The following is a 13,075-nucleotide window of genomic DNA, read 5'->3' on the forward strand; positions in this document are numbered from 1 at the left end:
CTACGAATAGTGCTTCCTCCTTTTTTGTTAGATTGTATATTTAATTTTTTGTTTTTCCTCGTGACGCGCAATTGCTAAATTGATTAGCTCTTCAATTAATTTCGGATACGGTAATCCAGTATGTTGCCATAATAGAGGGAACATACTAAACGGCGTAAATCCTGGCATCGTATTCACTTCGTTAATATATACTTCTCCATCTTTCGTTAAGAAGAAATCAGCTCTTGTTAAGCCAGCACCATCTAATGATTGGAATGCAATAATCGCATCTCGCTTAATAACGTTAGACTCTTCTTCTGTCATTTCAGCTGGAATAATTAACGCTGTATCACCATCGATGTATTTCGACTTATAATCATAGAAGTCTTTTTTCGGTACGATTTCACCTACAACTGAACATTTCGGCTCATCATTACCTAGTACACCAACTTCTACTTCACGTCCAACAATATTTTCTTCTACAATAATTTTGCGGTCAAATTGGAACGCCTCTTCAAATGCATTCTCAAGCTCTTCACGATTTTTACACTTATTAATACCAACACTTGAACCAAGGTTTGCTGGTTTTACGAAGCAAGGATATCCTAAAACTTCTTCTACTTTTTCATATGCTGTTTCACAATCTTTTTCCCATGTGCTACGAATGAATGATGCATATTTTGCTTGTTTTAATCCAGCTTCTGCAAAAATGTTTTTCATAACAATTTTATCCATACCAGCAGCAGATGCTAGAACACCATTTCCTACATAAGGAATGTTCATTAATTCTAATAATCCTTGAACTGTTCCATCTTCACCATTTGGTCCATGTAATAATGGGAAAATAACATCGATAGCATTTTCCTCAGAAGCTGCAGATGGAATAATTTCTGTGCTTAATGATAACGGAGAAATCGCATTTTCTGCACCGCTCATTTTTAGAACTTCAACATCTGTTACTTCACCTTCAATACGCTCACCGCGCACCCATTGACCTTGTTCTGTAATATAAATCGGATGAATCTCGAATTTATCTTGATTTAATGCTTTAATAGCAGCAAGAGCCGTTTGTAGCGAAACTTGATGCTCAGCTGATTTTCCACCATATAATAAACCTAATTTAATTTTTGTCACTGAAATCACCCTAACCAATTGTTTTCATTTTTCTATTTTAGCACTTTTTATAAAAATAGGTAGTTCCTATTTGAAATAAAATGTAACTTCCACAAATAAATAAATGACATCACTTATTGGTTTTCTATACTTTTTTCACTTAAATTTCTTCATACATATATAAAATTACAGCTCAATCTAGTTATGTACCTAGAATATGTAGAAATCCCCTTTTTGTGTATGTCATCTACTCATTAAGAAGATTGTTTAGTCAGTGTGCCTTTTTGCCTTTGTTCAACGAGACGATCTAAAGAAACATATACAATACCTGCAACTACACATCCTATCGCTAAAATTGTAAATAGCAAGTGGCCAAGTAATCGATCTAATAAAAAACCTCCCAAAAGCGGACCGAGTGCACCTCCTGTAATCCACTGCAAACTCGCAGCTCCCATATAAGTCCCTCTCAAATGCTCAGGAGCCAAATTCGCTACAAACGTCATCTGTACAGGCGACATAATCATCTCACCTAATGTATATATGGCATAAACAAACAGCAACGTTATTAAAATAATCGTAGCATTTGCATTAAATTCTCCAAACCACTTCGGTAACCACCCTATAAAGAACAAACCAATCCCGAACAAACATGCACCATATAACATCGTCTTCCCGACAGGTTTATCTGTGGCCCATTTTGAAATTGGAAACTGGAACAACACAACTAATAGTCCATTTAAAGCCATTAAATATGGGTATGGATTGTTAGTACCAAAGATACCCTTCATTTCGTTATCAAAGTGCAGTGGCAACATGCCTTCTGTTTGAGAAAACCCCATCGAAATAATGATACCTGCTAATAAATAAATCATTAGTGCCTTATCTCTCATTACTATTTTCCAAACCACCCCTGATTCCTTTTCTTTATTCTCCTCTTTATTCGCGTTCTTTGGCATTGTCTCTTGGATAAGAATGAATACAAGTAATGCATAAAATAACATCGTAGACGAGGCAATAATAAACACAAGATTCTTTGAAAACATAACTACTGAAGCGCCCATTATCGGGCCAATTGCAGCACCTATATTGTGCCCCATTCGCAATAATCCATATGCTTCTGTTCTTTTTTTTGGAATTGTTACATCCGCAACCATCGCTGATGCAGCTGGATGAAATAGCGAATTACTTAATCCTAAAAAAACAGATAAAATTGCGTAAGGAATAAATCCTTCTATAAATAAAAAACCGAGCATTAATACCGCATTACTCGTCATCGAAAATATCATAATTGGCTTTCTTCCATATATATCAGCAATTCTTCCCCCTATAATTGATCCAAAGCTTGCAGCAATTGGAGAAAGCGCCATAATAACTCCAACCTGCAATAATGAATCTACCTTATCTTTTAAATATAATGCAAAAAAAGGCATCAACATCATCATTGCAATTCCATTTAACGTCTCACCAATAAACCGTATCCATACGTTACGGTCCATCTCTCTTAACTCACGCCACGTATTTTTCATCATTCCACCCCTTTAGTTCGCCAACAATCATCTTATAATAATTTCAGAAGAATGTAAATTTTCAGAACAAAAAATCCACCCTAACTGAATTAGGATGGATTTTTCTACTTATAAATTTGCTGCATCATCTTCGTCTTTACTACTATTTAAAGCACTATGTTTTCGGCTATATAAGAAGTAAACCGCAATACCGATAACCATCCATACTCCAAAACTAATCCAAGCCGTTCCGGATAATTGAAGCATTAAGTATAAACAAAAAACCACTGTTAATGCTGGTAAAAATGGTACAAGCGGCGCCTTAAATGCTCTTGGTAATTCAGGATGCGTTCTTCTCATTACAATAACAGCAACAGCTACAAGTGCGAAGGCTGATAAAGTCCCCATATTTACAAGATGCGCTAACACATTTAAATCTATTAATCCTGAAATAAGCGCTGCAATAATTCCTGTTGTCCACGTATTTAAAAACGGTGTTTTAAATTTCGGGTGAACTTTAGCAAGACGCTTCGGTAATAATCCGTCTCTACTCATTGCATACGAAACACGTACTTGCCCATACATCATAACTAACATTACTGTTGTAATTCCTGTAATTGCTCCTACTGAAATTACTCCTGCTAAACTATCTTGTCCAATAAATTGAAGCGCAAAAGCAACTGGATCTGATATATTTAACTGTCCGTATGGAACAATTCCTGTCAAAATAAGTGAAACAACAATATAAAGAACCGTACAAATTAATAAAGATGCAATAATGCCAATTGGCAAATCACGTTGTGGACGTTTCACTTCTTCTGCTGCCGTTGAAACTGCATCAAACCCTATGAATGCGAAAAAGACTGTAGCAGCTCCAGCCATTACACCATCTAAGCCAAACGGCATAAAAGGTGTCCAATTTTCAGGTTTTACATAATTAAAACCAGCAAAGATAAATATGAGAACAACCGCCAATTTAATAAACACCATAATATTATTTATTCGTGCACTTTCACGAACACCTCTCGATAAAAGAACTGTCATCACTAAAATAATTAGAACCGCAGGCAAATCAATTATTCCACCCTTTCCTGTACCAGGGGCCGAGGAGAGAATGGTAGGAATATGGATTCCAAATCCCTTTAATAAAGATTGGAAATAAGCGGACCAACCGTTTGCTACAGCAGATGTAGCGAGTAAATACTCAAGCATTAAGTCCCATCCAATTAAAAATGCGAATACCTCTCCCATCGTCGCATATGTGTACGTATACACACTGCCTGAGACAGGAACTGAAGAAGCGAATTCAGCATAACAAAATGCAGCAAAGGCACAGGCTAACGCGGCTATCGCAAATGATAATATAATAGCTGGTCCAGAATGTTTTGCTGCCACCACGCCCGTTAGAACAAAAATACCTGTTCCAACAATTGCCCCGATTCCAAGCATAGTTAAATCCAATGCACCCAATGTTCTTGCTAACGTCTTTTGCTTACTCTCTTGCATTAGCTTTGCAATAGGCTTCTTTTGAAAAATTTGCTTCATAGCATGCTCCTCCAAGTTTTAAATTTTCTGAAAATTTTTAATTCGCTTTTTTATTTTACTCATAGCACTTTCCCCAGTCAATACTTTTGTCGAAATAAGTAGAAATTCTTCTGAATATGCCCTATTCTTATCCTTCTTTCTATATATCTTTCTATATATCTTTCTATAACTTTTTTTGGTATTATTATACATGTCGATTCCATAAAAGAGGCATGCTCACTAAGTGAGCATGCCTCTTTTTACTTATTTCACAGTATGTGAACCTTCTTCAATCCAGCTATACATATATTTTTCATCTTCCGTCTCATGTGCTTGTTTTACAATACGAAGCGGACGGAATGTATCTATCATAACAGCTAATTCAAGCGTTTCTTTCTTCCCTATACTCGCCTCTGTTTTCCCAGGGTGCGGCCCATGAGGAATTCCGCTCGGATGAAGTGTAATAGAACCTTCTTCCACACCTTTCCGGCTCATAAAGTTTCCTTCTACATAGTACAGTACTTCATCACTATTCACGTTACTATGATAATATGGTGCCGGAATAGATTCTGGATGATAGTCATATAAACGCGGTACGAAAGAGCAAATAACGAAATTGTGACCTTCGAACGTTTGATGTACTGGAGGTGGCTGATGAATACGACCTGTGATTGGTTCAAAGTCCTCTACATTAAAGACCCACGGATATAAATAGCCATCCCATCCAACAACATCTAACGGATGGTGCCCTAAAACATGTTTATGCATATACCCTCGCGACTTTGTCATTACGACAAACTCACCTTTTTCATCATGCGTCTCTAATTTTTCAGGACCACGAATATCCCTCTCACAAAACGGACTATGCTCTAACAATTGTCCGTATTCATTACGATAGCGACGCGGCGTTGTAATTTGACTATTTGCCTCTACAACAAGAAGCTTAGTCTCTCCTTCATTTGGAATAACACGATAGATTGTGCCAATTGGAATCGTTACATAATCACCTTTTCGATAGTGAATCGTTCCAAACATCGTTTCAATTTTCCCTGTTCCGTAATGAACAAATAACATTTCATCGCCATCACCATTACGATAGAAATAGTCCATTTTTTCTGTTGGAGTCACTACTCCAATTAATAAATCCTCATTCCCAAGCATAAAGTTTCTTCCACTTACTGCATCGCCAGTTTTTTTATTTTCTTTCGTGCGAAAATGACGATGAGCAAGAGCTACATCTTCTTCATACTGCAACTGACAGGAATGTGATACCGCTGAATGCGATACTTCTGTTGGCATATAATGATGATACAAAATAGACTGCGTACCAGAAAAACCTTTCGTTCCCATTACCTGTTCACGATAAAGCGATCCATCCTTTTTACGGAATTGTACATGTCGTTTATGAGGTAGCTCCCCCATGTGACGATAAAACATGCCCATCACCTGCTTCCATTTCTTTTTTGACCGTATTACGTAACGTACCTAAACCAGTAATCGTAAGTTCTACAACATCTCCATCTTGCAGCCACTCTTCCGTACCCAGTTCTAAAATACAACCTGTTCCTACTGTCCCAGAACCAATCACATCGCCTGGATATAACGTAACGTCTTCTGAAGCACGTTCAATCATTTCAGCAAATGTATAGTAAATATCTTGGAAGTTCCCCTTTGATAATAGTTTTCCATTTACATGAGCAGTCATTTCTAATTCATAACGGTCACCGTTACGATACACATCCAGTTCCTCTTTCGTAACAAGGTGCGCTCCTAATGCAGTTGCAAAATCTTTTCCTTTTGCTGGACCAAGTCCTACCTTCATTTCTGTTGCTTGTAAGTCCCTTGCACTCCAGTCATTCATAATACAATAACCAAAAATGTATTCTTCTGCTTGCTCACAAGAAATATTTCTTCCTTCTTTCCCAATTACGCAAGCAATCTCTAGCTCATAATCAAGTTTTCTAGATTTCTTCGGACCAATTACAAAATCACCCGGACCAATTACAGCACGATGGTTCGTAAAATAAAAAACCGGGATATCGTACCATTCAGGTACAACATCTAGCCCTCTTCGGCCACGGGCCGTTTTTACATGCTGTTCAAACGCGTAAAAATCCCGAATACTACTCGGATTAGGAATTGCCGCCGCTAATTGTACGTCCTTTAAGGAATATACACCCTTTTCCGGATTCTTAATCTTACGCAATACTTCTACATACTCATCCGCTTTCTCTAAAAAGGCAAACATAGAAGAAGGTAATTTTCCATCACTAGCAAGATTCATATCAATTACTTTGTCACCTTCAAGCCATCCAGCTCGCATTTCTTTCGAAGGAAGACGAAATGTAACAAATTTCATCATGATTCCTCCCTATGAAAATGAAATTTCCACCAACAAAAAGACTTTTGCTGGTGGATACAAATCTTATAAGTTTCCGCGACGTTCCTGTTCTCTTTCAATTGATTCGAATAATGCTTTAAAGTTCCCTTCTCCAAATCCGCGAGAACCTTTACGTTGAATGATTTCAATAAATAAAGTTGGACGATCTACAATTGGTTTCGTAAAGATTTGTAGTAAGTATCCTTCCTCATCACGATCTACTAAAATCTTTAATTCTTTTAATCTATCAATTTCCTCATCAATTTTTCCAACTCGTGCACTTAACTCATCATAATAAGTATCAGGTGTATCTAAAAACTCCACACCATTTGCACGCAGTGCTTCCACTGTTTTAACGATATCGCTTGTTAGTAAAGCAAGATGTTGTACCCCTGCTCCATTGTAGAACTCTAAATACTCTTGAATTTGCGACTTTCTCTTTCCATCTGCTGGCTCGTTAATAGGGAACTTAATACGACTTCCATTCGTCATTACTTTTGACATTAACGCCGAATACTCTGTACTAATATCGTCATCATCAAAATGAATCATTTGTTTAAAGCCCATAACGTTCTCGTAATAACTAACCCACTCTTCCATTTTTTCAACATTACCAACTACGTGGTCTACAGCAATTAAACCTGACTCTTCAAATGGAATATTAAACTCCACCTGTTGGAATCCCGGCATAAATGTTCCTTTATAATTTTTACGCTCTACAAGCGTGTGAATTGTATCACCATACGTACCAATAACTGCTTTTTTCAGTGTACCGTTCTCGTCTGTTAATTCCACAGGTGGAGCAATCGCGACGGCACCACGTTTCACTGCTTCCGAGTATGCCTTATCAACATCGTCAACAAGTAATGCAACATCTTTTACACCATCGCCATGTGTCTTTACAAATTCTGCGATACGATTGTCGCTACTTAAAGCTCCAGACACAACAAAACGCATATTTTTTTGCACAAGAACATAAGATACCTTTTCACGGTTACCAGTTTCTAATCCAGAGTAAGCCACAATTTTGAATCCAAATGCTCTCGCAAGGTAATAACTTGATTGCTTTGCATTTCCTACGTAAAATTCCAAATGATCTACATCACGTACCGGAAAAAAGTCCTCCATTTGTGCAGCTAGCGTATCCATAGATTTTTGTTTCATAAAATCCTCATCCCCCTGTAAATAGATTAAATGGTCCATACTTAAAACCAACCGAAAACGCTTCCAACGTAAGTTATTAGAAATTAGTTAGCAAGCTAACAAATTCTGACCTTTAAAATTTTCTATCTTTTCTGTCAAATTCCTCTTTTTTTCTTACATATAAAATTCGACTTTTTTCTCTTTACATGACGGAGGGAGTATTCATACTTGAAGGTATATATGAGAGGAAAACAAAAAAGACCCCAACATATTAACTACTTACTAATATGCTAGAGTCTTTATTTTTTTTGAATGATTGTATTTATATATCTCATACTAATATATTTGCAAGGAATAGAATAAATGATGTTAATACTACCGCTCCACCTAATGATCCTAATAAATCTGTTTTTGTTACTTGTAACACTTGTTCACTGTTCATATTCCTCATTCTCCTTTCATTTTGTATAATTTAAAACTTCTATTATACTAATACACTCGATAGAAATACGATTAATGCCGTTAATACTACTGCTCCACTTGCTGATCCTACGAAGTCACCTTTTGTTACTTGTAATACTTGCTCTTTCATTTTGCATTCTCCTCTCTTTTTCTTTATTACAAAGCTTCTATTATACTAATACGCTTGATAGAAATACGATTAATGCTGTTAATACTACTGCTCCACTTGCCGATCCTACGAAGTCACCTTTTGTTACTTGTAATACTTGCTCTTTCATTTTGTATTCTCCTCTCTTTTTCTTTTATTAAAAAGCTTCTATTATACTAATACGCTTGATAGAAATACGATTAATGCTGTTAATACTACTGCTCCACTTGCTGATCCTACGAAATCACCTTTTGTTACTTGTAATACTTGCTCTTTCATTTTGCATTCTCCTCTCTTTTTCTTTTATTACAAAACTTCTATTATACTAATACGCTTGATAGAAATACGATTAATGCTGTTAATACTACTGCTCCACTTGCTGATCCTACGAAATCACCTTTTGTTACTTGTAATACTTGCTCTTTCATTTTATGTATCCTCCTTTTTAATAAGTTATCTATATGTAATTTCTAAGAAATGTTTATTTCATAGTTTTTATGTTAGCGTTACATTAAAGTTAATAACGTAACGTTTGTAACATTAATGTAACATAACTATTGTTACGTTGCAATATAATTACGTAAATTTTATTACACTTTTTTTACGTTTTTTTATAAACACCCTTAAAAACCTTATTTTAATGCACTTTCTACTAAGTTGACGTTTGTAATGTTATTGTAATATTACAGTCATATAACGAAACATCCCCCTACTTACCTCTACTTTTGTTACAAATCAAAGTACATATTTAAATGAATACGTTGGAATCTATCAAGCTTTTACTAACTGTCCGTGCTAGATAAAGTGAAACTTTAATCAGTGGGGGTTTCTTTATCCCCCACTGATTATTAGTTGAACCAATCGGACTTTAATGGGCAGTTGATCCCACACCTAACTTCTTTGCTTTCGCTGAATTTTGAGGTGGGGGTCTTACTGCCCATTAAAGCGGGATAAAATACAATCTTTCCAAGATAAGTTTATATGTTTCCTCTATATAACTATGTATAATAAAAGCAAAGAGGTGGTCATTTTGAAATTAATCGCATTAGATATGGATGGTACACTACTATCATCTAATCTTGAGATCTCCAAAGAGAACTTACAGGCTATCCAAACTGCCAAAGAGGCCGGTCATATTGTCATGATTTGTTCTGGTCGTGCAAAAGAGGATGCTTTAAAATTATTGGAAGAATATAAACTATCTCTTCCAGTTGGAGCGAGCAATGGGGCAATTGTTTATGTGGATGGAAAGGTAATTAACTCGCGTTGTTTACAAAACGATAAAGTATACAAGCTTGCAAAATTACTAGAATCTGAAGGTTTTCCATATAAGCTATATACGAATAACGGAGTTTATTCTCCATATACATGGCAAGATCAAGTCATGCAAGCGTTTGAAGAGAACAAGCATGCACTAGATGTTACACTTGAAGAACTTGAAAGAATTACAGAAAAACAAAAGAAATCAAACTTAATTACTGATTTCCAAAAAATCGAAGATGTTGTAAATAATCCAGAATTAGAAATATCTAAATTCTTCATTTTGACATTTAATGCAGCTCATCGTGCACAGCTATTAAGCATGTTACAAGAAGACACTGATATTTCAGTTACGGCATCAGCTCCTACTAATGTAGAAATTATGGATAAGCATGGTCATAAAGGAAACGGTCTACAAGAAATGGCTGCTTATTTCAATATACCAATTGAAGATACTATTGCTGTCGGGGACAACTTTAATGATGTACCAATGTTGCAAGTAGCTGGCTTATCAGTTGCAATGGGAAATGCTGAAGAAGATGTAAAAAAACTATGTGATGTTGTAACATTAACAAACAATGAACATGGTGTTGCTCATGCAATCGAGCAATTTGTATTGAAACAAACTTCATCTAGTAAATAAAAGAAAAGGACTCTTTCTATTTGAAAGAGTCCTTTTTTTATACATGATGACAAGCAACAAAATGCTCCTCACCAACATTACGGAATTCTGGTACCGCTTGTTTACAAATATCTGTTGCAAACGGGCAACGTGTATGAAAGCGACAACCCGAAGGTGGATTTGCTGGACTTGGAATGTCACCCTCTAGTATGATTCTCTCTCGCTTCACTGTTGGATCTGGTATTGGCACAGCCGATAACAATGCTTTTGTATACGGATGAAGTGGGTTCGTAAATAACTCATCACGCGGCGCTGTTTCCACAATCGTTCCTAAATACATAATCCCGATTTTCGTACATAAATGTTCGACTACACTTAAATCATGTGAAATGAACAAATAAGATAGTCCCTTTTTCTCCTGTAACTCACTAAATAAGTTAATGATCTGTGCTTGAATAGATACATCTAGTGCTGCCACAGGTTCGTCGGCTACAATGAATTCTGGGTTTAATACCATAGCTCTTGCGATAACGATACGTTGACGTTGTCCACCAGAAAACTCATGAGGGTACCGGTCAATATGATAGGGGGCTAAGCCACATAACTCTAATACTTCTGTTACTTTTTCACGGACATTTTCTTTCGACGCTAGTCCGTGAGCCAACATCGGCTCGCCCAGTGCTTCTCCAATTCTCATTCGCGGATTTAATGAGCTAAATGGATCTTGAAACACAAGCTGCATATTAGGACGATGTTTTCTTAATTCCTCTTTTGATAAAGAATGAACATCGTGTCCTTTAAACTTCACTTCCCCCTCCGTTTTTTGGACGAGACGTAAAATGGTTTTTCCTATCGTCGTTTTTCCGCTTCCTGATTCACCAACAAGACCAAACACTTCGCCTTTATTAATAGTAAAACTTACTCCATCAACTGCTTTTACATGTCCAACCGTTCTACTAAATATGCCACCTTTAATCGGAAAATATGTTTTTAAGTTTTTTACTTCTAATAATGGTTCACTCATTGTTCCGCACGCTCCTCATATAACCAGCAAGCTACTTTATGATTCTCATCATGTACATTTAGATTCGGTGCTTCTTCTTTACATATTTCCATACAATGCTCACAACGACCGCTGAAGTAGCAGAATTCATCCAAACCAACTAAATTAGGAACTTGCCCTGGAATAGAATATAGTTTATCTATTCGTTTTCCCATCACTGGTTTTGATTTCAACAAGCCTTTCGTATACGGGTGTTTCGGATTTTGGAATATCTCTAGTACTGGTGCTTCTTCAATAACTTTCCCACCATACATAACGACAACGTAATCAGCCATTTCTGCTACAACGCCTAAATCATGTGTAATTAATAAAATGGATGTTTTAAATTCCTCTTTCACTTGTCTTAATAAGTCTAATATTTGAGCTTGAATCGTAACATCAAGAGCCGTTGTCGGTTCATCAGCAATTAATAACTTCGGATTACAACTAAGTGCAATAGCAATCATAATACGTTGTAACATCCCGCCACTTAGTTCGTGCGGATAAGAATGGACGATTTCATCCGCACGAGCTATACCAACTTTACGAATTAACTCAATTGCTTTCTTATACGCTTCGTTTTTACTAAGTAGTTCATGCTCCCTTAACGTCTCTACAATCTGTTCTCCTACAGTGAAGACCGGATTCAGCGATGTCATCGGTTCTTGGAAAATCATCGCAATATCATTACCTCTTAAACTACGAAGCTCCTTCTCTTTCATTCCTAAAAGACTTTTTCCTTCATATAAAATATCTCCACCTACTACACTGCCTGATTCAGCAATAAGTCCCATAATAGATAAAGCTGTTACACTTTTCCCGCAACCTGATTCGCCTACAACACAAACAGTTTCACCTTCTCGAACTGTAAAACTAACATGGTTTACAGCCTTTACTGTTCCTTCTTCTGTCTGAAAGTGTGTTTGTAAATCTTTCAGCTCTACTACCGCTCTACTCATATTCCCTCACCTACCGTCTCATCTTTGGATCTAACGCATCACGAAGTGCATCACCAAGTAAGTTAATTGATACAACTGTTATAAAGATTGCGAAACCAGGCGGAATCCATAACCACGGACGCTTTTGGAAATCAATTAATGAGTTAGCTGCGCTAATCATATTCCCCCATGATGGTGTAGGTGGAACAACTCCGAGACCTAAGTAACTTAGTGCGGATTCACTTAAAATAGATCCAGCCACACCCAAAGTTGCTACAACAATAAGCAACGGAAAGACGTTAGGAATTAAATGATGGATAATTTTCCGAGAATCCTTTAATCCTAATACATCTGCTGCTTGCATAAAGGCTTGCTCCCGCAATGTTAAAATTTGTCCCCTCACAAGACGAGCAAGTCCTGGCCATCCTACTAAACTTAAAATAATCATTACAACATATAAACGGTATTCCGATGGTAATTTCCATTCTGACAGAATTGCTCCCATTATAATAAGTAGCGGTAATCCCGGAATGGACATTAACACATCCGCAACACGCATAATTAAATGATCTACAACCCCTCGATAAAAACCAGCAATCGCTCCTAATAGAGCTCCTAGTATAACGGATAGTAGCATCGACGCTAAACCAATCGTTAGTGAGATACGTCCTGCTTGCATAAGTCTAGTTAAAATATCCCGTCCCAACTGATCGGTTCCAAGCCAATGTGATAGGCTGGGTGGCTTATTAATTTGTGTTACTTGTACTTTCCCATCAGCATATGGTGAAAAGATTGGACCGATAAAACTAAATAAAAACATGAATATTAAAACGTATAAGCCATACAATGCCATCTTATTTTTCTTGATTTTTTTATACGCTTGGCGCCATGGTGATGATTCATTTCTCTTTTTTCGTTCTTTCTTTTTCTCTATTATTGGTGTAATAGTCTCCATATCT

15 protein-coding genes are annotated in these 13,075 nt (G+C 36.7%); 1 reads left to right on the top strand and 14 read right to left on the bottom strand.

Features of this window, described 5'->3' with window-relative positions; all coding sequences use genetic code 11:
• Positions 1-27 precede the first annotated feature (27 nt).
• The 11 genes from MR115_RS24260 to MR115_RS24310 all read right to left on the bottom strand — a co-directional run bounded on the left by MR115_RS24260 (position 28) and on the right by MR115_RS24310 (position 8,682).
• On the bottom strand, positions 28-1,113 hold the full coding sequence (locus tag MR115_RS24260) for a D-alanine--D-alanine ligase (RefSeq protein WP_242243034.1): 1,086 nt from the start codon (positions 1,111-1,113) through the stop codon (positions 28-30).
• A gap of 233 nt (positions 1,114-1,346) precedes the next feature.
• Complete coding sequence (locus tag MR115_RS24265; protein WP_242243035.1) at positions 1,347-2,618, bottom strand: MDR family MFS transporter; 1,272 nt, start codon at positions 2,616-2,618, stop codon at positions 1,347-1,349.
• 108 nt (positions 2,619-2,726) lie between these two features.
• Positions 2,727-4,142 (bottom strand): branched-chain amino acid transporter BcaP, encoded by a 1,416-nt coding sequence (locus tag MR115_RS24270; protein WP_242243036.1) that lies wholly within the window; start codon positions 4,140-4,142, stop codon positions 2,727-2,729.
• A gap of 243 nt (positions 4,143-4,385) precedes the next feature.
• A complete protein-coding gene (locus tag MR115_RS24275) occupies positions 4,386-5,558 on the bottom strand; it encodes a homogentisate 1,2-dioxygenase (RefSeq protein WP_242243037.1) in 1,173 nt (390 codons plus the stop codon).
• Positions 5,524-6,480 (bottom strand): fumarylacetoacetate hydrolase family protein, encoded by a 957-nt coding sequence (locus tag MR115_RS24280; RefSeq protein ID WP_242243038.1) that lies wholly within the window; start codon positions 6,478-6,480, stop codon positions 5,524-5,526. Before MR115_RS24280 ends, MR115_RS24275 begins: the two co-directional genes overlap by 35 nt.
• A 66-nt stretch (positions 6,481-6,546) precedes the next feature.
• Positions 6,547-7,665 carry a 4-hydroxyphenylpyruvate dioxygenase gene (gene hppD, locus MR115_RS24285; RefSeq protein WP_061680014.1) on the bottom strand — a complete coding sequence of 373 codons (1,119 nt, stop codon included), beginning with the start codon at positions 7,663-7,665 and terminating at the stop codon, positions 6,547-6,549.
• A 310-nt stretch (positions 7,666-7,975) separates the two neighbouring features.
• Complete coding sequence (locus MR115_RS24290) at positions 7,976-8,086, bottom strand: DUF3948 family protein (RefSeq protein ID WP_001083699.1); 111 nt, start codon at positions 8,084-8,086, stop codon at positions 7,976-7,978.
• A 42-nt stretch (positions 8,087-8,128) separates the two neighbouring features.
• The gene (locus MR115_RS24295; protein WP_000664237.1) at positions 8,129-8,236 is read right to left on the bottom strand and encodes a DUF3948 family protein; all 108 of its coding nucleotides are present in this window, start codon (positions 8,234-8,236) and stop codon (positions 8,129-8,131) included.
• A gap of 40 nt (positions 8,237-8,276) precedes the next feature.
• On the bottom strand, positions 8,277-8,384 hold the full coding sequence (locus tag MR115_RS24300; protein WP_000664237.1) for a DUF3948 family protein: 108 nt from the start codon (positions 8,382-8,384) through the stop codon (positions 8,277-8,279).
• A 41-nt stretch (positions 8,385-8,425) separates the two neighbouring features.
• Complete coding sequence (locus MR115_RS24305; RefSeq protein ID WP_000664237.1) at positions 8,426-8,533, bottom strand: DUF3948 family protein; 108 nt, start codon at positions 8,531-8,533, stop codon at positions 8,426-8,428.
• A gap of 41 nt (positions 8,534-8,574) precedes the next feature.
• Complete coding sequence (locus MR115_RS24310) at positions 8,575-8,682, bottom strand: DUF3948 family protein (protein WP_000664237.1); 108 nt, start codon at positions 8,680-8,682, stop codon at positions 8,575-8,577.
• 602 nt (positions 8,683-9,284) lie between these two features.
• Between MR115_RS24310 and MR115_RS24315 the strand changes: the two genes are divergently transcribed.
• Positions 9,285-10,157, top strand: coding sequence for a Cof-type HAD-IIB family hydrolase (locus MR115_RS24315; protein WP_242243039.1), 873 nt, complete (start codon positions 9,285-9,287; stop codon positions 10,155-10,157).
• A 37-nt stretch (positions 10,158-10,194) separates the two neighbouring features.
• Here the strand turns inward: MR115_RS24315 and MR115_RS24320 are convergent, their stop codons facing one another.
• The 3 genes from MR115_RS24320 to opp4C are packed head-to-tail and all read right to left on the bottom strand — an operon-like array spanning position 10,195 to position 13,071.
• Entirely contained in the window at positions 10,195-11,160 is a 966-nt protein-coding gene (locus MR115_RS24320; RefSeq protein WP_242243040.1) for an ABC transporter ATP-binding protein, read from the bottom strand.
• Positions 11,157-12,137 carry an ABC transporter ATP-binding protein gene (locus MR115_RS24325; protein WP_242243041.1) on the bottom strand — a complete coding sequence of 327 codons (981 nt, stop codon included), beginning with the start codon at positions 12,135-12,137 and terminating at the stop codon, positions 11,157-11,159. The genes MR115_RS24320 and MR115_RS24325 overlap by 4 nt, the downstream gene beginning before the upstream one ends.
• A gap of 10 nt (positions 12,138-12,147) precedes the next feature.
• Positions 12,148-13,071: an oligopeptide ABC transporter permease gene (gene opp4C / locus MR115_RS24330; protein WP_000447962.1), complete on the bottom strand. Its 924-nt coding sequence runs from the start codon at positions 13,069-13,071 to the stop codon at positions 12,148-12,150.
• Positions 13,072-13,075 lie beyond the last annotated feature (4 nt).

The organism is Bacillus cereus group sp. BfR-BA-01309, from assembly GCF_022664315.1.
GTDB lineage: Bacteria > Bacillota > Bacilli > Bacillales > Bacillaceae_G > Bacillus_A > Bacillus_A mobilis.

What these genes read in the sequence shown, in the direction of transcription:
- MR115_RS24265 (WP_242243035.1), bottom strand. Translation starts at nt 2,618, where the DNA reads ATGAAAAATACGTGGCGTGAGTTAAGAGAGATGGACCGTAACGTATGG.
- MR115_RS24270 (WP_242243036.1), bottom strand. Translation starts at nt 4,142, where the DNA reads ATGAAGCAAATTTTTCAAAAGAAGCCTATTGCAAAGCTAATGCAAGAG.
- MR115_RS24275 (WP_242243037.1), bottom strand. Translation starts at nt 5,558, where the DNA reads ATGTTTTATCGTCACATGGGGGAGCTACCTCATAAACGACATGTACAA.
- MR115_RS24280 (WP_242243038.1), bottom strand. Translation starts at nt 6,480, where the DNA reads ATGAAATTTGTTACATTTCGTCTTCCTTCGAAAGAAATGCGAGCTGGA.
- hppD (WP_061680014.1), bottom strand. Translation starts at nt 7,665, where the DNA reads ATGAAACAAAAATCTATGGATACGCTAGCTGCACAAATGGAGGACTTT.
- MR115_RS24290 (WP_001083699.1), bottom strand. Translation starts at nt 8,086, where the DNA reads ATGAACAGTGAACAAGTGTTACAAGTAACAAAAACAGATTTATTAGGA.
- MR115_RS24295 (WP_000664237.1), bottom strand. Translation starts at nt 8,236, where the DNA reads ATGAAAGAGCAAGTATTACAAGTAACAAAAGGTGACTTCGTAGGATCA.
- MR115_RS24300 (WP_000664237.1), bottom strand. Translation starts at nt 8,384, where the DNA reads ATGAAAGAGCAAGTATTACAAGTAACAAAAGGTGACTTCGTAGGATCG.
- MR115_RS24305 (WP_000664237.1), bottom strand. Translation starts at nt 8,533, where the DNA reads ATGAAAGAGCAAGTATTACAAGTAACAAAAGGTGATTTCGTAGGATCA.
- MR115_RS24310 (WP_000664237.1), bottom strand. Translation starts at nt 8,682, where the DNA reads ATGAAAGAGCAAGTATTACAAGTAACAAAAGGTGATTTCGTAGGATCA.
- MR115_RS24320 (WP_242243040.1), bottom strand. Translation starts at nt 11,160, where the DNA reads ATGAGTGAACCATTATTAGAAGTAAAAAACTTAAAAACATATTTTCCG.
- MR115_RS24325 (WP_242243041.1), bottom strand. Translation starts at nt 12,137, where the DNA reads ATGAGTAGAGCGGTAGTAGAGCTGAAAGATTTACAAACACACTTTCAG.
- opp4C (WP_000447962.1), bottom strand. Translation starts at nt 13,071, where the DNA reads ATGGAGACTATTACACCAATAATAGAGAAAAAGAAAGAACGAAAAAAG.